This is a genomic window from Pseudomonas sp. Leaf59 (assembly GCF_920984685.1).
Taxonomy (GTDB): Bacteria; Pseudomonadota; Gammaproteobacteria; order Pseudomonadales; family Pseudomonadaceae; genus Aquipseudomonas.
The window spans coordinates 258,554-277,528 of record NZ_CAKLBR010000001.1 but is presented as its reverse complement, the minus strand read 5'-3'; the positions used below and the strand labels follow the sequence as shown (position 1 = coordinate 277,528).

At 62.2% G+C, this 18,975-nt stretch carries 17 protein-coding genes and 1 pseudogene; 10 read left to right on the top strand and 8 right to left on the bottom strand.

What is annotated here, in order from left to right:
* The first annotated feature begins 159 nt into the window (after nt 1–159).
* Nucleotides 160–2,226 (top strand): maltose alpha-D-glucosyltransferase, encoded by a 2,067-nt coding sequence (gene treS / locus LUB09_RS01100; protein ID WP_231421325.1) that lies wholly within the window; start codon nt 160–162, stop codon nt 2,224–2,226.
* Nucleotides 2,227–2,254: 28 nt separating this feature from the next.
* Here treS and LUB09_RS01095 read toward each other — a convergent pair whose 3' ends face one another.
* Both LUB09_RS01095 and ligD read right to left on the bottom strand, forming a co-directional pair.
* Complete coding sequence (locus tag LUB09_RS01095) at nt 2,255–2,569, bottom strand: hypothetical protein (protein WP_231421324.1); 315 nt, start codon at nt 2,567–2,569, stop codon at nt 2,255–2,257.
* 8 nt (nt 2,570–2,577) lie between these two features.
* Nucleotides 2,578–5,946: a DNA ligase D gene (gene ligD, locus LUB09_RS01090; RefSeq protein ID WP_331282140.1), complete on the bottom strand. Its 3,369-nt coding sequence runs from the start codon at nt 5,944–5,946 to the stop codon at nt 2,578–2,580.
* A gap of 153 nt (nt 5,947–6,099) precedes the next feature.
* Here ligD and LUB09_RS23845 point away from each other — a divergent pair, with 153 nt between their 5' ends.
* Entirely contained in the window at nt 6,100–6,222 is a 123-nt protein-coding gene (locus LUB09_RS23845; RefSeq protein ID WP_003230191.1) for a hypothetical protein, read from the top strand.
* 22 nt (nt 6,223–6,244) lie between these two features.
* Here LUB09_RS23845 and LUB09_RS01080 read toward each other — a convergent pair whose 3' ends face one another.
* Nucleotides 6,245–6,655, bottom strand: a complete 411-nt coding sequence (locus LUB09_RS01080; RefSeq protein WP_231421323.1) for a hypothetical protein — start codon at nt 6,653–6,655, stop codon at nt 6,245–6,247.
* A 401-nt stretch (nt 6,656–7,056) separates the two neighbouring features.
* Between LUB09_RS01080 and LUB09_RS01075 the strand changes: the two genes are divergently transcribed.
* Together LUB09_RS01075 and LUB09_RS01070 are read left to right on the top strand one after the other, a co-directional pair.
* On the top strand, nt 7,057–7,785 hold the full coding sequence (locus tag LUB09_RS01075) for a hypothetical protein (RefSeq protein WP_231421322.1): 729 nt from the start codon (nt 7,057–7,059) through the stop codon (nt 7,783–7,785).
* 84 nt (nt 7,786–7,869) lie between these two features.
* Nucleotides 7,870–9,723, top strand: coding sequence for an ABC transporter ATP-binding protein (locus tag LUB09_RS01070; RefSeq protein WP_231421321.1), 1,854 nt, complete (start codon nt 7,870–7,872; stop codon nt 9,721–9,723).
* 69 nt (nt 9,724–9,792) lie between these two features.
* Here LUB09_RS01070 and ppk2 read toward each other — a convergent pair whose 3' ends face one another.
* Nucleotides 9,793–10,710 (bottom strand): polyphosphate kinase 2, encoded by a 918-nt coding sequence (gene ppk2, locus LUB09_RS01065; protein WP_209982124.1) that lies wholly within the window; start codon nt 10,708–10,710, stop codon nt 9,793–9,795.
* 187 nt (nt 10,711–10,897) lie between these two features.
* On the opposite strand from ppk2, the gene pstS reads away from it, so the two are divergent.
* From pstS to LUB09_RS01035, 6 genes are all read left to right on the top strand, one after another.
* Nucleotides 10,898–11,926: a phosphate ABC transporter substrate-binding protein PstS gene (pstS, locus tag LUB09_RS01060; RefSeq protein ID WP_209982122.1), complete on the top strand. Its 1,029-nt coding sequence runs from the start codon at nt 10,898–10,900 to the stop codon at nt 11,924–11,926.
* Between the two features lie 74 nt (nt 11,927–12,000).
* Entirely contained in the window at nt 12,001–12,969 is a 969-nt protein-coding gene (gene pstC / locus LUB09_RS01055; protein ID WP_209982120.1) for a phosphate ABC transporter permease subunit PstC, read from the top strand.
* Nucleotides 12,966–13,859, top strand: a complete 894-nt coding sequence (gene pstA, locus LUB09_RS01050) for a phosphate ABC transporter permease PstA (protein ID WP_057010278.1) — start codon at nt 12,966–12,968, stop codon at nt 13,857–13,859. Before pstC ends, pstA begins: the two co-directional genes overlap by 4 nt.
* Before the next feature lie 76 nt (nt 13,860–13,935).
* Entirely contained in the window at nt 13,936–14,697 is a 762-nt protein-coding gene (gene pstB / locus LUB09_RS01045) for a phosphate ABC transporter ATP-binding protein PstB (RefSeq protein WP_057010279.1), read from the top strand.
* A gap of 97 nt (nt 14,698–14,794) precedes the next feature.
* A complete protein-coding gene (locus tag LUB09_RS01040; protein WP_209982118.1) occupies nt 14,795–15,493 on the top strand; it encodes a hypothetical protein in 699 nt (232 codons plus the stop codon).
* Nucleotides 15,493–16,041, top strand: coding sequence for a hypothetical protein (locus LUB09_RS01035; protein WP_231421320.1), 549 nt, complete (start codon nt 15,493–15,495; stop codon nt 16,039–16,041). The genes LUB09_RS01040 and LUB09_RS01035 overlap by 1 nt, the downstream gene beginning before the upstream one ends.
* Here LUB09_RS01035 and LUB09_RS01030 read toward each other — a convergent pair.
* The 4 genes and pseudogenes from LUB09_RS01030 to LUB09_RS01015 all read right to left on the bottom strand — a co-directional run bounded on the left by LUB09_RS01030 (nt 16,030) and on the right by LUB09_RS01015 (nt 18,962).
* On the bottom strand, nt 16,030–17,112 hold the full coding sequence (locus tag LUB09_RS01030; protein WP_209982114.1) for a protein-glutamate methylesterase/protein-glutamine glutaminase: 1,083 nt from the start codon (nt 17,110–17,112) through the stop codon (nt 16,030–16,032). The genes LUB09_RS01035 and LUB09_RS01030 overlap by 12 nt on opposite strands.
* Nucleotides 17,075–17,607 (bottom strand): annotated as a pseudogene (gene cheD / locus LUB09_RS01025) (chemoreceptor glutamine deamidase CheD). Before cheD ends, LUB09_RS01030 begins: the two are co-directional and overlap by 38 nt.
* A complete protein-coding gene (locus tag LUB09_RS01020) occupies nt 17,604–18,413 on the bottom strand; it encodes a CheR family methyltransferase (RefSeq protein ID WP_209982110.1) in 810 nt (269 codons plus the stop codon). Before LUB09_RS01020 ends, cheD begins: the two are co-directional and overlap by 4 nt.
* Nucleotides 18,414–18,422: 9 nt before the next feature.
* Nucleotides 18,423–18,962 carry a chemotaxis protein CheW gene (locus LUB09_RS01015; RefSeq protein WP_209982108.1) on the bottom strand — a complete coding sequence of 180 codons (540 nt, stop codon included), beginning with the start codon at nt 18,960–18,962 and terminating at the stop codon, nt 18,423–18,425.
* Nucleotides 18,963–18,975 lie beyond the last annotated feature (13 nt).

The following is an 18,975-nucleotide window of genomic DNA, read 5'->3' as shown; positions in this document are numbered from 1 at the left end:
TCGCTTGCTTTGCCCGGTCGCACCGTTACGGTGCCGCCGGGCTTTTTTTTGCGCGCCTGTGCGCAGAATCCCGGGTGTTGGGTATCGCGATGCAACGAATAGGCGCCGTTGCCCCTCCTATGTTTACGAATAACCTTTCACGAGACAGGTAGTGGGCTTATGACGGCGGCAGACAAGGATCATGTGAACTGGCTGGTAGAACAATCGATGCTGCATGCGGCGCGCCAGCGCGCCCGGCTGTATTCGGGGCAGGGCCGGTTGTGGCAGCAGCCTTACGCGCAGACGCGGCCGCGTGATGCTTCCGCCTTGTCGTCGGTGTGGTTCACCGCGTACCCGGCCTCGATCGTCACCCGCGAAGACGGCACCGTGCTGGAAGCCCTGGGCGATGAAGCGCTGTGGCATGCGCTGTCGAAAATCGGCATCCAGGGCATTCACAACGGCCCGCTGAAAAAGTCCGGTGGTTTGTCCGGTACCCGCCATACGCCGACTATCGATGGCAACTTCGACCGCATCAGCTTCGACATCGACCCGCAGCTGGGCACCGAGGCGCAGTTACAGGCGCTGACGCGCATGGCCGCCGCGCACAACGCAGTGATCATCGACGACGTGATCCCGTCGCACACCGGCAAGGGCGCGGATTTTCGCCTGGCCGAGATGGCCTACGAGGATTATCCGGGGCTCTACCACATGGTGGAAATCCGCGAAGAAGACTGGCCCCTGCTGCCCGATGTCGCCGAAGGGCGTGATGCGCAAAACCTCAGCCCGCTGCAGGTGGATGCCCTGCGCGACAAGCACTACATCGTTGGCCAACTGCAACGGGTGATCTTCTTCGAGCCCGGTGTCAAGGAAACCGACTGGAGCGCCACGCCGGTAGTATTGGGCGTCGACGGCAAACCCCGGCGCTGGGTGTACCTGCATTACTTCAAGGAAGGCCAGCCGTCGCTCAACTGGCTTGACCCATCATTCGCCGCGCAGCAGATGATCATCGGCGACGCCCTGCACGCGATCGACGTGATGGGCGCGAAGATCCTGCGCCTGGATGCCAACGGCTTCCTCGGTGTCGAGCGCAAGCTGGACGGCACCGCCTGGTCGGAAAGCCATCCGCTGTCGATCACCGGCAACCAGTTGCTCGGCGGCGCGATTCGCAAGGCCGGCGGCTTCAGCTTCCAGGAATTGAACCTCACGGTGGACGACATCGCGTCAATGTCCCACGGCGGTGCGGACCTGTCCTACGACTTCATCACCCGACCGGCCTACCAGCACGCCTTGCTGATGGGCGATGCGGAATTCCTGCGCCTGATGCTGCGCCAGATGCACAGCCTGGGCATCGACCCAGGCTCGCTGATTCACGCGCTGCAAAACCACGATGAACTGACCCTGGAACTGGTGCACTTCTGGACCCTGCACGCGCACGACAGCTTCCTGTATCAGGGCCAGACCTTTCCCGGCAACATCCTGCGCGAGCACATCCGCGAGCAGATGTATGAGCGTCTGACCGGCGAGCATGCGCCGTACAACCTCAAGTTCGTTACCAATGGGGTGTCGTGCACCACGGCCAGCATCATCACGGCAGCGCTGGGCATTCGCGACCTGGATGCGATCACGCCGGCCGATGTCCAGCAGATCCGCCAGATCCATTTGCTGCTGGTGATGTACAACGCCATGCAGCCCGGGGTGTTTGCGTTGTCCGGCTGGGACCTGGTGGGCGCGCTGCCGTTGGCCGCCGATGAGGTGGCCCACCTGATGCAGGACGGCGACACCCGCTGGATCCATCGTGGCGCCTACGACCTGGTGGACCTGAACCCCGAGGCCGAGCTGTCGGCTGGGCAGATGCCGCGCTCCAAATCCCTGTACGGCAGTTTGAACAGCCAGTTGCAGGACCCGGAATCGTTCGCCTCCCAACTGCAAAAAATCCTCGGCGTGCGCCGCGCCTATGATATTGCCGCGAGCCGCCAGATCCTGGTGCCGGACGTCGAACACCCGGGCTTGCTGGTGATGGTCCACGAACTGCCGGCCGGCAAGGGCACGCAGATCACCGCGCTGAACTTCGGCGCCACGCCGATCACGGAAACCCTGCACCTGCCCAATATTGCGCCGGGGCCGGTGGTGGACATCATCAATGAGCGGGTCGAGGGTGACTTGACCGCCGAGGGTGAGTTCACCATCACGCTGGATGCCTATGAAGGGCTGGCGTTGCGGGTGGTGAGCAGCACACCGATGCTGTGATGAGGTTGCCTGGGGGGCCGGTGGCACCTCAGGCATTCAGCGATGCATACCACGGTGCATAGGGCGTGTTGCCGACCTTGTGCCGGTTGAAGTCCGGCGCTCCGTCATCCCACCACACCGGGCCGCGTTCGCCGAGCGCGACCTTGGCCTCGTGAACCCTGGCCCTCGCGGCCTTCAGCTCATGGGGATCGCCCGAGGCATTGGCGGCCTTCACCGCGCGCCGTGCGGCCATCAATTGATTGACCAGCTGTTGCCTGACGTCGTCAGGCAGCGACGGGTTGCTGCACCGCCACAACGTGCCCTTGACCACAAAATAGCGACCGTCCGGTGTGCTCGGATACACCTATGCGCTCACTTCAGGCCGATGCGTTTACGCATCTGGGCCGTGATGGTTTGCCGGATTCCAGGCAGATCGGCCCACGGGTCGGCGTCCAGCTCGCCCAGGCGCTCATGCAGATTACGCACGGTCCATTGGTTGGCGCCCTTGAGGTCTTTCAACTCGTCCTTGAAGATCGGCACCGACACCGGCAAGCCCTCGCGGCTGCGCGCTGCATAGGCGCAGATGGTGGTGGCGCCCAGGCCATTGCGCAGGTAGTCGATGAAAATCCGCCCCACCCGGTTTTTTGGCCCGGAAACCGCCGAGAACCGGTCCGGCAGCAGGTTGGCGATATGTTTGACCACCGCGTGGCTGAAGCTTTTGACCGCGTCCCAGTCCGCCTTCGGGGTCAGCGGCACGACGATGTGAATACCCTTGCCGCCGCTGGTCTTGAGAAAGGATTTGAGCCCCAGTTCGTCCAGTACCGTCAAGGTCAGTTGGGTGGCCTCGATCATGCTTTTCCAGGGCAGCGCCGGGTCCGGGTCCAGGTCGAGAATGAAGCGGTCGGGTTTTTGCAGGTTTTTGGACACAGCATTCCAGGTATGCAGCTCGATGGTGTTCATCTGCACCGCGCCGACCAGTGCCTCGATGTTGTTGATCAGCATCACCGGGTGACCGGTCTCTTGCTTGCCGATGATCTCGATGCCGGGAATCGCCAGGTGTTCTGCGTTTTTCTGAAAAAACAACTCGCCACCGATGCCATCCGGCGCACGCACAAGGGCAGCAGGCCGGTTGCGCAACTGCGGCAGGATCCAGTCGCTGACGCCGATGTAATAGTCCGCCAGGTCACGCTTGGTCGCGCCGCTGCCGGAGTCGATCACGCGTTGAGGATGGGTGAGCCTGAGCGTGGTCGAGCCGTTTTTGTCGGATGCAGTCTTGGTCATCGCCTTGGTCTTCCTGGCGGTTTTAGGTTTGACGGCAAGGGCAGGGCGCTCTTCGCTAATCGACTTGGCGGGTTTGTCGTTGCGCAGCCCGTGAAACACCGCCTGCCTGACGGAGCCGTCCTGGGTGATTTCGGCGAACGCCACTTCCGCGAGCAGCGCGGGCTTGAGCCAGTGCACGCCCTTGGCCTCGAACCCCGTTGGCGGGTTGACCACCGCGGGTTTCTTGACCTCAAGCGGGGTCAGTTGCGCGAAGATCGTCGCCAGTGTGGCCTGGTTGAAGCCGGTACCGACCTTGCCCGCGTACCGCAGTTCGCCGCTGTCGTCATCATGCAACCCCAGCAACAGCGCGCCGAACTTGCTGCGCGAGCCCTTGGGTTCGGTATAACCGACGATGACGAACTCCTGGCGCCGCTTGCATTTGAGTTTGATCCAGTCGCCGCTGCGCCGTGACTGGTACGCGCTGCCCACGCGCTTGCCGATCAGACCTTCCATGTGCATGTCGCAGGCGCTGTTGAGCAGTGCCTCGGGCGTTTCAGCGAAGTCCGCCGAATACTTGAGCAGATCGCCTTCGCTGCGCTCCAGCACCTTGGCCAGGGCGCCTCGGCGTTGCTCCACCGGCACCTCACGCAGGTCCATGCCGTTGAGAAAGGGCAGGTCGAAAAGGTAGTAAACGATGTTGCCGCTGCGCGCCTGCTCGAACGCATTTTGCAAGGCCTGGAAATCCGGCACGCCGTGTTCGTTGGCAACCACCACTTCGCCATCCAGCCAGGCAGATGTGAGGCCCAGGCTGGCAATTGCCTCGGCCTGGCGCGGCAGCTTATGCGTCCAGTCGTTGCCGTTGCGCGTGAATAACTGCACCTTGGCGTCTTCCACCCGGGCCAGGATGCGGTAGCCGTCGAACTTGATTTCATAGCGCCAATCACCCTCGGGTGGGGAATCCACCAGCGTGGCCAGCTCAGGCTTGAGGCTTTGCGGCAGCGCCGCCGGCCGGGCATTCTCCAGCTTTTTTGCGCGTGTGGGCCTGGCGCGCTTGGCGGGGGCCTGGTCGACGGGTTTGGCCTGCGCCGCCTTGCGCTTTTTCTGCACGATGGTGCGATCGCTCAGCACACTGTGGGGCTCGGCCTCGACCACGTCGTAATCGCTGTCGGCGCGGGCGAATTCGTCCTGATGCTTGATCAGAAACCATTGCTCCTGCTTGCCCGGCATATGCGTCTTGACCAGGTTCCACACGCCCCCCAGCTTTTCGCCCTGCAGCTCGAATTTGAGGCGGCCTTTGGCGTAGGCTTGCACCGGATCCGACAGCGGTTTCCAGAGGCCGCGGTCCCACACGATGACGTCGCCAGCACCGTAATGGCCCTCGGGGATGCTGCCTTCAAAGGTCGCATAGTCCAGCGGGTGGTCTTCGACGTGCACGGCCAGGCGCTTGTTTTTCGGGTCCAGAGAAGGCCCCTTGGGCACGGCCCAGCTTTTGAGGGTGCCGTCGAGTTCGAGGCGAAAATCGTAGTGCAGGCGGCTGGCGTCATGCTTTTGAATGCAGAACTGCAGGGCGTTCGGCTCTGTGCGTGTCCTGCCCCTGGACGTGCCGCCTGCGGGTTCCGAGGTCGCATCGAAATCACGTTTGTGGTGGTACTCCTCCAGGGCGTTGTTCGCCTGCGGCTTTTTCTTGGCGCGCGTTTTGCGCGACGACAGCTCGATCCAGGTGGGCGCATGATCGCTGGCGTGTTCCTCGCCGCGCACCCAGGCATCCACACCGGCGTTTTTGAGATGCGGGGCGAGTACCGGGTTGAGCAGGAGATGGTCGATACGCAGGCCGGAATTCTTCTGCCAGTGTTGCCGGAAGTAATCCCAGAACGTATAGACCCGCTCCTCGGGATACAGGTGACGCACCGAGTCGATCCAGCCCTGGTCCAGCAACCGTTGATAGCACTCGCGACTCTCCGGCTGCAGCAGGGCATCCTTGAGCCATGAACGGGTGCTGTAAATATCGGCGTCGGTGGGCACCACATTGAAGTCCCCGGCCAGCACCACCGGGTGTTCGCTCGATTGCAACGTGCGGGCATGCTTGATCAGGTGCTCGAACCACTTGAGCTTGTATTCGAACTTGGGCCCCGGTTGCGGGTTGCCGTTGGGCAGGTAGAGGCAACCGACCACCACGCCATGCACGGCGGCTTCGAGGTAGCGCGACTGCGAGTCGTCTTCCGCGCCGGGCAAGCCTTTGTGGATCAACAGGGGTTCGGAGTCGTGGGCAAGAATCGCCACGCCATTCCACGCGGCCTGCCCATGGTGCAGACAACCATAGCCTGCCGCCTCAAGCTCGGCAGCCGGGAAGGCTTTGTCCTGAGCCTTGAGTTCCTGCAGGCAGACAATGTGCGGCCGCTCTTTCTCCAGCCACTGCAACAGGTTGGGCAACCGCGCGCCGATGCCGTTGACGTTGAATGTGGCGATCCTGAGGTTCTGCATGGCCTCGATCCTTCAATGTTTTCGGTGCTTTCTCATCCGAGTGCTGAAGAACGGAGCGAGTTCTAAATTTGTTGCCGGGCGCGGCACCTGCATCCCGGTTGAACTGCCAGCGGCTTGGACTGCCGAAACACAGACCACCCAGAGGACACCGCGATGACTGAAGAAAAGAAGAAGCAACCGGAACAGGAACAGCAGACCCCCGCGCATTCAACCGAACAAGAGCGTGAGCGTTTGAAGGACTTCAACAAGGACGGCATTCCGCCAGGCGCCTGCTGACCTGTGCGTGTGCTATCAGTGTTTATCTGAAGGTATTGATATCGATACCCTCGGTGGCCAACGCCCGTTGCACGGCAGGCCTTTCGATAATTGACTGAATACGTTGAGTCCAGTGGGGGAAATGCAGGCTCATGTCTATATCGATCCACTTCCCCCACATCCAGAAAACCAGCAGCACTGGATGAACAATGTTGTAAGCCGCGCCGTCAGCGCGCGCTGCAAGGCGCTGCTCGATAAACCGGTAGCTCTCCATCACGAGTGCCCCTTGTGGCGAGCGGGCTTGCCCCGCGTTGGGCTGCGTAGCGCCCCCCATCGAGCAAAACGCGGTGTACCTGATACGGCTCAGCGTCTGGTTTTGGGGCTGCTGCGCAGCCCAACGCGGGGCAAGCCCGCTCGCCACAAAAGCATTCTCTGCGCAAAAGGAGTAACCCATGGTCGGCACCAAAAAAGCTATGAGCCCGCCAATCATGGACCGATTAAGGTGCAGCTTGCACAGCTATCGAGACTTCATCGCTGGCCTGAGTATCCACACCTTTTAGACAACCACCGAGTGCCCCCTGTGGCGAGCGGGCTTGCCCCGCGTTGGGCTGCGTAGCAGCCCCAAAACCCGTCACCGCGGAGTGCCTGAGACAGCGCATTCATCTTTATCGGGGCTGCTGCGCAGCCCAACGCGGGGCAAGCCCGCTCGCCACAAAAGCCCTGGCGGCGGATGTTCGACACCAAAGTCGACATCATCCTCGCGTTTTTTGCAACCGGTTCACGTCAGCAGACGCTAAAGCCTGGCCCATCGCTGTCGATAAACGCTATGAGCCCCACCAATCAAGGACTGATGAAATGACTCTTCCCGTTAGCGCTGCCTATACCCCGCCAGCCAACACCAGCCTCATGCCTTCCGGTCAGACGCTCGTGGTGCAGCCACTGACAGACGCTGCAAAAGAAGCGCTGGCGAACGCCTCCCCGGCGGCCGTCTACCATCCCAGTCCGAGTGGACCAGCAGATGCCACGGTGAAGCCTCCTGAGGTTTTCGATACCTGGATCGGTCGCTCCCAATCGCCAGACTTTCCTCGACTCGTTGAGGTCGCCTCCGGGGCGCTGAGCACGCTGAAGGCGTCCTTCAAGGTGTTCGAGTCGACGCTGGCGGTCACCGCTCCCGACCTGGCCGCGAAAGAGTATGGCTTCACCGTGGAGGCGGACGGCAGCCTGAAAGTGCGCGATAAGGCCAGTCAGCTCAGCAGTTCGGATACTCGGCGGCTGACGGATCTGCTCAATCAATCCGTTGCCTTGAAAACCGCAGCCGTGGCCTACCGCAACGCCTCCATCGATACGGTGGACGCCGATTCGGTGCAGTCGGGGCTGGGCTTTTATAGCCTGACCAACGAAAACTTCGCCAGGACCATTGATCTGGCGCCGCTGTTAAGGGAATTCGACCCGTCGGATTTGAAGGGGGCCAAGGACCGGCTTTTTATCACCCAGCTGTCCTACAGAGGCGAGCGGGCGACGGCCGAGACTGAGGATGCAATGTACGAGCGGCGCGCGGCGCAGCGGTTCAGCGTGCAGGTCTGATCCCCGCGAGCCCGCACACTGATCCCCCCAAAGCAATCGTTAACTGGCAGAATCCCTTCCAACTTGATTGCTTTGGAGACCACCATGCTTCGTGCGTTTGAACGAAGACTCGACCCGTTCCCCCCTGACGAAGTCCCTCCGCCGCCGGAGGGCCTGGCGCGCTTTTTGTGGGCCTGCACCCGCGGCGCGCGTGGCTACATCCTGGCGTTTGCGCTGCTGAGCGCCGCGGTGTCGATTTACGAAGCCTGGCTGTTTTCCTTCCTGGGTCAGGTCGTCGACTTGCTGTCGACCTGGCAGGCCGGCGGTGATGCGGCCGCGCAGGAAAGCCGTGTGTTGTGGGGTATGGGCATCGTGATGGTGCTGAGTGTCGGCCTGGTGGCGTTGCGCACGATGGTGCAGCACCAGATATTGGCGATCAACCTGCCGTTGCGGCTGCGTTGGGACTTCCACCGGCTGATGCTGCGGCAAAGCCTTTCGTTCTTTTCCGATGAGTTTTCCGGGCGGGTCACCACCAAGGTGATGCAGACGGCGCTGGCAGTGCGCGACGTGCTGTTCACCCTGATCGAAATCCTGCCCGGCATAGGCGTGTACTTCATCGCGATCATCGCGCTGGCCGGCGGCTTCGCGCTCAAACTGATGCTGCCGTTTATTGCCTGGATCCTGTTGTTCGGGCTGGCCATGCTGTACTTCGTGCCCCGTCTGGGCAAAGTGGGGCAGGAGCAGGCCAACGCACGCTCGTCGATGACCGGCCGTATTTCCGACGCCTACACCAACATCACCACCGTGAAGCTGTTCTCCCATTCCAACCGCGAAGCGCATTTTGCCCGCGCGGCCATGGAAGATTTCAAGCAGACCGGCTTTCGCCAGATGCGCCTGGTCAGCCAGTTCGAAGTCGTCAACCAGGCTCTGGTGGTGGCCTTGATCATGGCCGCTGGAGGTTATGCGCTGTGGCTCTGGCACCAGGGCGAGATCGGTGCGGGCGCCGTGGCCGCGATCACCGCCATGGCGTTGCGCATCAATGGCATGTCCCACTGGATCATGTGGCAGATGACCTCGCTGTTCGAGAGCATCGGCACCGTGCAGGATGGCATGGGCACCCTGACTCGCGGCGCCAAGGTGCAGGACGCGCCGGACGCGGGTGAGCTGGTCACCTCCGGTGGCGCCGTCACCTTCGACAACGTGAGTTTCAACTACAACGGCGAGCGCCAGGTGCTCGATGGCCTGAGCCTGGACATTCGCCCGGGCGAAAAAATCGGTCTGGTCGGGCGCTCCGGCGCCGGCAAGTCCACGCTGATCAACCTGCTGCTGCGCTTTTATGACGTCGACAGCGGCACGATCCGCATTGACGGGCAAGACATCGCGCAGGTGACCCAGGACAGCCTGCGCAGCGCCATCGGCATGGTCACTCAGGATACGTCGCTGTTGCACCGCTCCATTCGCGACAACATCGCCTACGGTCGTCCCGATGCGAGCGACGCGCAAATCCGCATGGCGGCGGCCAACGCCCAGGCCGATGAGTTCATCAGCCGATTGAGTGACCGCCAGGGCCACACCGGCTACGACACGCTCGTTGGCGAGCGTGGCATCAAGTTGTCCGGCGGCCAGCGCCAGCGTGTCGCGATTGCCCGGGTAATGCTCAAGAACGCGCCGATCCTGCTGCTTGACGAGGCGACCAGCGCGCTGGACTCGGAAGTCGAAGTGGCCATCCAGGAAAGCCTCGATGAAATGATGCAGGGCAAGACCGTGATCGCCATTGCCCATCGACTGTCGACGATTGCTGCCATGGACCGACTGATCGTCATGGATGACGGCCGCATTCTCGAACAGGGCACCCACACCGAACTGCTCGCCAAGAACGGCATCTATGCGCGGTTGTGGCACCACCAGAGTGGTGGTTTTTTGGGTGAGGATCGCGGCGTGGCGGAGGTAATGGACTAAAGCCGGGAAGGGCAAGCCGACTCGCTGCGGGCGAGTCGGGATCACGCAATGGCGGGCACCCGAACGCTGTCAGTAAACCAGCGGGATAACGATTTCCGGCGGCGTGGGGCTGCGCAGGTAATCCTCCTGCCTGACGCGTTCGGGCAGTTCGATCATCGGCACCTCGACTTCTTCATAGGGCATCTGCTTGAGCAAATGGTGGATGCAGTTGAGCCTGGCCTTCTTCTTGTTGTCCGCCTGTACCACCCACCAGGGCGCTTCGGGGATATGAGTGCGTTCCAGCATGATTTCCTTGGCCTTGGTGTAGGCCTCCCAGCGGCGACGGGATTCCAGGTCCATGGGGCTCAGTTTCCATTGTTTGAGCGGATCATGAATGCGGCTGAGAAAGCGCAGGTGCTGTTCCTGATCGGAAATCGAGAACCAGTATTTGATCAACTGGATCCCGGAGCGCGCGAGCATGCGTTCGAACTCCGGCACGGTGCGAAAGAACTCTTCGTATTGCGCCTCGTTGCAAAATCCCATGACCTGTTCGACGCCGGCGCGGTTGTACCAGCTGCGGTCGAACAGCACGATTTCGCCCGCCGCCGGCAGGTGTGAGACGTAGCGCTGGAAGTACCACTGCGTGCGTTCGCGGTCGTTCGGCGCGGGCAGGGCGGCGACTCGGCACACCCTGGGGTTGAGCCGCTGAGTGATGCGCTTGATGACCCCACCCTTGCCGGCGGCATCGCGGCCTTCGAACAGGATCACCACCTTGGCCCCGGTCTTGACCACCCAGCTTTGCAGCTTCACCAGTTCGCCCTGCAGGCGGAACAATTCGCTGAAATAAACCCTGCGTTCGGCCTTTTCGGGGCTTTCCTCCATGTGCTCATCCAGCAGCGCATTGAGGTCATGGCCGTCTTCGGTCAATTCCAGTTCCAGCTCTTCGTCACTGTGATCGAGCAGCTCACGGCGGATGCGCTGGATCAGGGCGTCGTCTGTTGCAGACATGGGAGACACTCGCGTGGGGAGGATGATCGAGTGTTAGTCGCATCTTGTTACGACGTAATGACACGTAAATAAGCGTTTGACGCTGTAAAACGGGACAAAAACCTGCCTGCCATTCATTTTTCATAAAAACGTAACAAAGCTGCTGCAAAGTCCCGGGAGCCCGAAAATACAACACGGAGTTCCTTGAATGAAAAGCTTGATGAAGTCAGCTGCACTCGCCGTCGCGGTCTCACTAAGTGCCACTTCGGTGTTTGCTGCCGAAAGCATCCGCCTGACCGGCTCCGGTGCCAGTTTCCCGGCGCCGATCTATCTCACCTGGTTCAAGGATTTCAGCAAGAAAAGCGCGGGCGTGACGGTGGACTACCAGTCCAAAGGGAGTGGGGCGGGCGTACAGGATTTCCTCAACAAGACCGTGGACTTCGCCGCCAGCGACTCGGCCATGAAAGACGAAGACATCGCCAAGGTCGCCGAAGGTGTGCAATTGCTGCCGATGACCGCCGGCGAAATCGTGCTGGCCTATAACCTGCCGGGCAACCCCAAAGGGCTGAAGCTGCCGCGCGATGTGTATTCCGACATCTTCCTGGGCAAGATCACCAAGTGGAACGATCCCAAGATCGTTGCCGCCAACCCGGACCTGAAACTCAGCGATACGCCGATCACCGTGGTGGTGCGTGCGGACTCCAGCGGCACCACCGCCGTATTCACCAAGCACCTGGCGGCCATCAACCCTGCGTTCAAGGACGCGATGGGTGAAGGCAACACCGTCAACTGGCCGGCCACCGACAAGTTCATCAAGTCGCCCAAGAACGATGGCGTGACCGCCACCGTACGCCAGACCCCGGGCGCGATTGGTTATATCGAATACGGCTTCGCCAAACTGGCCAAGGTCGACTTCGCCCAGTTGCAGAACAAGGCCGGCCACTACGTGGTGCCGAACGCCGAAAGCGGTGCAGAAGCACTGGCAGCGGTAAAAATGCCTGAAAGCCTGGTGGCCTGGCTGCCGGACCCGGATGGCGCCAAGTCCTACCCGATCACGTCCTACACCTGGATGATCTTCCGCAAGGACAACGGCAACCCGGCCAAGGCCAAGGCCATGCGCGAAATGGTTGAATACAGCCTCACCGAAGGTCAGAAAATCGCTGATTCGATGGGCTACATCCCGCTGCCGGCTTCGGTGGTTGAACAGGTTCGCAAAGCTTCAGCCAACATCCAGTAAGGCTTGCCAGCTCACTCCCGGCGCAGGCACTCCGCCTCGCCGGGAGCGCGTCCTCCCTGTTTCGGAAGCAACCCATGAACTCACCTTTTGTCGTACCGGTTAACCCGGACTCTGCGTGTCAGCCACCGTCCACCAAGGATTTTGTGGTTGACCGCACCTTCCGCGCGCTTGCACGCATCGGCGTGGTGCTGGTGCTGGCGCTGGTTTTCGCGCTGGTGTTCGAAGTAGGGCGCAAGGCGCTTCCCGGCATGGAAAAGCACGGCTTTGACGTGCTGCTGGGCAGCGTCTGGGATGTCAATCAAGGCAAATACGGCATTCTGCCGGCGATCTGGGGCACGCTGTACAGCGCCTTTATCGCATTGCTGATCGCCGGTGTGTTCGGCGTCAGCATGGCCATTTTTCTCACCCAGGATTTCCTCCCGGCCAAGCTGGCTGCGGTGTTTCGTACCATCGTCGAACTGCTCGCGGCCATCCCCAGCGTGGTGTACGGCCTGTGGGGCATCTACGTGGTCATCCCGGCCATCCGGCCGCTGACCGCGTGGTTGAACACGGAGCTTGGCTGGATCCCGTTTTTCGGCACGTCCTTGAGCGGCCCCGGATTGCTCCCGGCCGCGCTGGTGCTGGCCATCATGATCCTGCCGACCATTGCCGCCGTGTCCCAGGACGCGCTCACCGGCGTGCCGATGAAAACCAAACAGGCGGCTTACGGCATGGGCACCACCCACTGGGAAGCGATTCTCAAGGTGATGGTGCCGTCGGCGGCCACCGGTATCTTCGGCTCCCTGGTGCTGGGCCTGGGCCGCGCCCTGGGTGAAACCATGGCCCTGGCGATGCTGGTCGGCAACGCGAACAATATTTCGCTGTCGCTGTTCGCCCCGGCCAATACCCTGGCGGCCTTGCTGGCGCTGAACTTTCCCGAAGCCGGGCCGAACGAGATCGAGGTGTTGATGTATGCAGCGCTGGTGCTGATGTTCATCACGCTGCTGGTCAACGTGGCGGGCTCGATGCTCATGCTTTACGCCCAGCGGGGGACCAAGCAATGACCAACCTCACCACGCCCGACATCGCGCTGCCCAGCCTGCAGCGCCGCTTCGAAGGCCGCGCCCTGCGCAGCCTGGTGTTGACCACGCTGGTCTGGCTGGGGGCGCTGCTGGCCAGCGTACCGCTGATCTCCGTGCTGTATATGCTGATTACCCGGGGCGGGGCGCGCCTGAGTCTTGAACTGTTCACCGAGCTGCCGCCCACCGGTTTCGAGACCGGCGGCGGTTTCGGCAACGCCATGGCCGGCACCCTGGTGATGGTCGGTATCGCGGCGGCCATCGCCGTGCCGGTCGGCATCCTCGCGGCGGTGTTCCTCGCCGAGCTGGGCCCCGACAGCAAGCTGGCGAGCGCGGCGCGCTTTGCCGCGAAAATGCTCACCGGCCTGCCGTCGATCCTGGCCGGCGTGTTTGCCTACGCCCTGGTGGTGATGACCACCGGCACTTATTCGGCTCCTGCAGGGGGCGTGGCGCTGGCCGTGCTGATGTTGCCGATCGTGGTGCTGACGGCCGAAGAGTCGATGAGAATGGTGCCCAAGATCATGAAGGACGCCGCGTACGGCATGGGCTGCACCCGTTCCCAGGTGATCTGGAAAATCGTTCTGCCCACCGGCATGCCGGCGATCCTCACCGGTGTGATGCTGGCCGTGGCGCGCGCCGCAGGCGAAACCGCGCCCCTGTTGTTTACCGCGCTGTTCAGCAATTACTGGATCTACCACGACGGCAACCTCGCCGTCATGAACCCGACAGCCTCGTTGGCCGTGCTGATCTACAACTTCTCCGGCATGCCGTTCGACAACCAGCTCGAACTCGCCTGGGCGGCCTCGCTGGTGCTGGTGATGATCGTGCTGGTGGTGAATATCGTGAGCCGTATTTTCGGCAAACCCAAGTATTAAGAGCGGGAGCACCTGAATTTTGAACGTATCAACTGCGCAAATTGCTGCTCCGTTTGTGACCGACTCGCCTGTGGTCATGGACTGCAAGCTGGACAAGATTTTCTACGGCAACTTCATGGCGGTGCGTGACAGCCACGTGCCGATCGAAAAAAACAAGATCACCGGCTTCATCGGGCCGTCCGGCTGCGGCAAGAGCACTGTGCTGCGCAGCCTCAACCGCATGAACGACCTGGTCAAGGGCTTCCGCTTCGAGGGCCATGTGCATTTTCTCGGCCAGGACGTGTACGGCAAGGGCGTCGACCCGGTGGTGGTGCGTCGTTACATCGGCATGGTGTTCCAGCAGCCGAACCCGTTCTCGATGAGCATCTTCGACAACGTCGCCTTCGGCCTGCGCCTGAACCGCTACAAGGGCGACCTGGGCGACCGCGTGAAGCACGCGCTGCAGGGCGCAGCGCTGTGGGACGAGGTCAAGGACAAGCTCAAGGTCAGCGGCCTGTCGCTCTCCGGCGGCCAGCAGCAACGGCTGTGCATCGCGCGCGCCATCGCCACCGAGCCTGAAGTGCTGTTGCTGGACGAACCGTGCTCGGCCCTCGACCCGATTGCCACCCGCCGGGTCGAAGAGCTGATGGTCGAGTTGAAGAAGGACTACACCATCGCGCTGGTGACTCACAACATGCAGCAGGCAATCCGTGTTGCGGACACCACCGCGTTTTTCTCGGTGGACATTTCCCAGGGCACGCGCACCGGCTATCTGGTGGAGATGGGCGCCACTGCGCAGATCTTCGGCACACCCCGTGAGCAAATGACCGAAGACTACATCAGCGGCAAGTTTAGCTGAGCATCACCGCCTCATCGGCCCCGCCTACCTGCAAACGCCAAATGGAATTGGCGGGCATCCGGTAGATTTTCCTGCCTCGGTTTTCCAAGGAGTTTCAATGTCTGTAACGCATCGCCTGGATTTGCCGGCCATTGAGCGCGCACTGCGTGAAGTGCAGGATCGCTTCGCCGAGCTAAGCCGGCACTTCACCGAGCCGCGCGACCCCCTGACTGACGAAGTGCTGCACAATGTGCTTGAAGGCTACGCGTTGATTGACGACTATGTCGCACGCGGCGTCGACCTGTTCGATCTACACCAACTGAACCTGATGCTGGAGATCAACGCCGTGGTACTGTGCGGTACAGACCCGGCGCGCCGGCTGGAATACGCGCAGCACCTGGCAGCGACTGAGGAACACTTCTTCAACAACGTTGAAGGCGGGATCAAGGACCTGTTCAATTGGTACTGTGCGTATCGCAGCGAGTCGGTCTGGAAGCGTGCGGCCGGCGTCTATGTACGCATTCTCAGCAAGCCGCAGCTGTTCATTGAAGGCAACAACCGCAGCGGTTCGCTGATTGTCAGCTATTTGCTCATGCGCGCAGGTTTACCACCCTTCGTGCTGACGCTGGAGAACGCCGAGGGCTATTTCAATCCGTCCTCGGTGATCCGCAACTCTGCAAAACATGGAGTCAAGGCGTTGTACGAATTGCCCAAGATCAAGAAGAAATACGCGGCCTTTCTGGAACATCAGGCACCCGCCCCAGGCAAGTTTTTCCTGGGCGACGGCCCGCGGCCGCTGCATCAGGGAGGCCATTGATGCGCGCCTTTCCACGCATGCGTATTTCCTTCGATATCGACGACACCCTGGCCTGCCAGCAGCATCACTGCGCGGCGGAAACCAGCCGGCTGCCGGCCTGCGTGCATCGATGGCTGGGCGAGCCGCTGCGGGTGGGTACCCGCGCGCTGATCCACGAGTTGCGCCGCCAGGGCTGCAGTGTCTGGGTTTATACCTCGTCCGGCCGCACGCCGTCCTACATCCGCCGCTGGCTGTTGCTCTACGGCATCCGCGTCGACGGTGTGGTCAACAGCGTGCTGCATAATCGCGCCCTGACGGTACACGGCCTGTCCAACGCGCCGTCGAAGTACCCGCCGGCGTTCGACATCGACCTGCACGTCGATGATTCCGAGGGCGTGCGCATCGAAGGGGAGGATCACGGGTTTCGCGTGGTCGTGGTTGACCCGCAGGATGCCCGCTGGACGCACAAGGTTCTGCACGCCGCTGCCCTGGTGCAGGGGCAGCTTGTCTGGCAGCAACTGATCAGACGCCCGCGGCCCGCCCGCCAGCGCACTCGCTCACTTGTATAAAATCGCCTGATGAATGTCCTGCAGCGCCATGATGCGCTGCGCGGCATTGAGCTTGATCGCCTCCTTCGGCATGCCGAACACCACGCAACTGGCCTCGTCCTGAGCCACCGTGGCGGCGCCGGCGTCGAGCATTTCCTTCAAGCCCCGTGCGCCGTCGTCGCCCATGCCGGTCATGATGATGCCGGTGGCGTTCTTGCCGGCAAAACGCGCCACCGAGCGAAACAGCACATCCACTGACGGACGATGGCGGTTGACCAGCGGGCCGTCGATCACCTGCGCGTGGTAGTAGGCGCCGCTGCGAGTGACCATCAGGTGCTTGCCACCGGGGGCGATCAGCGCCAGGCCCGGCAGGATGCGGTCGTTGTTGCGCGCCTCGCGCACTTCGATCTGGCACACGCTGTTGAGGCGTTCGGCAAAGGACGCGGTGAATTTTTCCGGCATGTGCTGCACGATCACCATCCCCGGGCACACCCTCGGCAATGCTGTCAGCACGGCCTCCAGCGCCTGGGTGCCGCCGGTGGAGGTGCCGATGGCGACGATGCGTTCGGTGGTCTGGGCCATGGCGTGGCCGTTGGCGGCGGGCAGGATCGCGTCGGCGCTGAGCTTGCTGGCCGGGGCGGGCGCGGCGGCAGGCCTGACGGCGCGTTTGCCGAGGTTCTTGACGTTGGAGTTGGCCGCCGCGCGGATCGCCGCCACCAGTTCGGCGGCCGAGTCGATCAGGAAGTTCTTCAGCCCGGTGGTGGGTTTGGTGATGATTTCCACGGCGCCGGCCGACAGCGCCTGCAACGAGGTTTCCGCGCCTTTCTGGGTCAGCGAGGAGCAGATCACCACGGGCGTCGGGCGCTCGCTCATGATTTTGCGCAGAAACGTGATGCCGTCCATGCGCGGCATTTCCACGTCCAGCACGATCACGTCCGGCCATTCGCGGGCGAGCTTGTCCATGGCGAAAATCGGGTCGGACGCCGCGCCCATCACATGGATGTCCGGCGTGTCGTTGAGGATCGCCAACAGCACCTGGCGCACCACGGCCGAGTCATCGACCAGCAGCACGCTGATTTTTTTGGTAGGCATTTATTGGAGTGTTCCCATTGGTTGGTGCCGGACCCAGACGTTGCCGTTCCACAGGTCGAACACAATCGTGCGATAGCCGGTGCTGCCCATGTCCTGTGCGGCCAGGTGCAGGTGATGGCGCTCGGTCAGGGCCAGCGCCGCGCGGATATTCAGGCTGGCCACGTCCTGGTCCGGCAGGCGGCGCTGCTGTTCGGGGAACATTTCGCCGCCGCCGAACAGCTTGACCTGATAGTCCTGCGCCCGCGTGCCGTTGACGTGGGCGTGGCGCAGCAGCAGCTCAAGCGCCTCGTCGCCGTACTTGCCGTCCAGGGGCTGGCCCTTGCGCAAGCGCGCTGGCAGCATGAAATGGCACATGCCGCCGATGCGCCGTTGCGGGTGCCAGAAGGTGAACGCCACGCAGGAGCCGAGCAGGGTGCGCAGGCGCATTGGCCGCGTCGCAAAGCTCACCTGGCCTGGCGCCAACACCACTTCGGGCGCATCGGCGGGCTTTTTCATGGCTTGCAGTAAATCGACGGCGCCACCAGCTTCAACGTGTCGTTGACGCCGTTGAGGCTTTCCGAGTGGCTGATGATGAAATGCCCGCCGGGCCTGAGCAGCGGCAACAGGCGCGCAACCACCTGGCTCTTGGTCTGCTGATCGAAGTAGATCATCACGTTGCGCAGGAAGATCACGTCGAACTCGCCCAGGCCGGGCAGCGGCTCGTTGAGGTTGACCTGCACGAAATTGACCCGGCTGCGCAAACGCTTGTCGATCAGGAAGGTGCCCTCCTGGCGTCCGATGCCCTTGAGGCAGTATTTGCTCAACAGCGGCTGGGGCAGGGTGCCGGCGCGCTCCATGGCGTAATGCCCGCTGCGTGCCTTGGCCAGCACCTGGGTGCTGATGTCCGAGCCGATCACCTCCCACGGCGTGGTGCCCAGGCCTTCGGCCAGGGTCATCGCCAGGCTGTAAGGCTCTTCACCGGAGGAACTGGCCGCGCTCCACACGCGAAACAGCTTGCCCGGCGCCGCTTTGGGCAGCACCTGCTGGCGCAGGAAATCGAAATGCTTGGGCTCGCGGAAAAAATAGGTTTCGTTGGTGGTGAGCAAATCCAGCGCGACCTGCAGTTCGCCCTTGCGCTGGTCGCTCATGATCAGCTTGAAATACTCCCCATAGCTCTCCAACTCATAATGCTTGAGGCGTTTGAACAGGCGTCCGGCCACCAGTGCCTTTTTTGCCGGCGACAGATTGATGCCTGCCGCGCGGTACAGCCAGGACTGGAACTGACCGAACTCGCGGTCATCAAGCGACGAGGTATCTGGCATGACCGGGCCTCAACGCGCGTCGGTATCGAGTGCTGGCGCCTGGCCAGCCTCGGCGAGGCTGGACATCTCGTCGATGGACAGCACCTTGTCCACCTCCAGCACGATCACGAACTTGCCTTCGACCTTGGCCATGCCGCTGATGAAATCGGCGCGAATGCGCGCGCCGAAGCTGGGCGGTGGCTCGATTTGCGCCGCCGGGATTTCCTGCACCGCCGACACGGTGTCCACCAGCAGCCCGATGTCCTGGGGCTGACCGTCTTCGGTACGGGCTTCGATGATGACCACGCAGGAGCGCCGGGTGATGGCCGAATTCTGCCGGCCAAAGCGCGCCGACAGGTCCACCACCGGCACCACGGCGCCGCGCAGGTTGATCACGCCACGCACGAACGCGGGCATCATTGGCACCACCGTCAAGCTGCCGTATTCGATAATTTCCTTGATGCCCAGAATGCCGATGGCGAACATCTCGCCGCCGAGCATGAAGGTCAGGTATTGCGCATCCTCGTCGACCGCAACCGCGGTATGACGGGAAGGGGTTACTGCGCCCATGTGATTCTCCCTG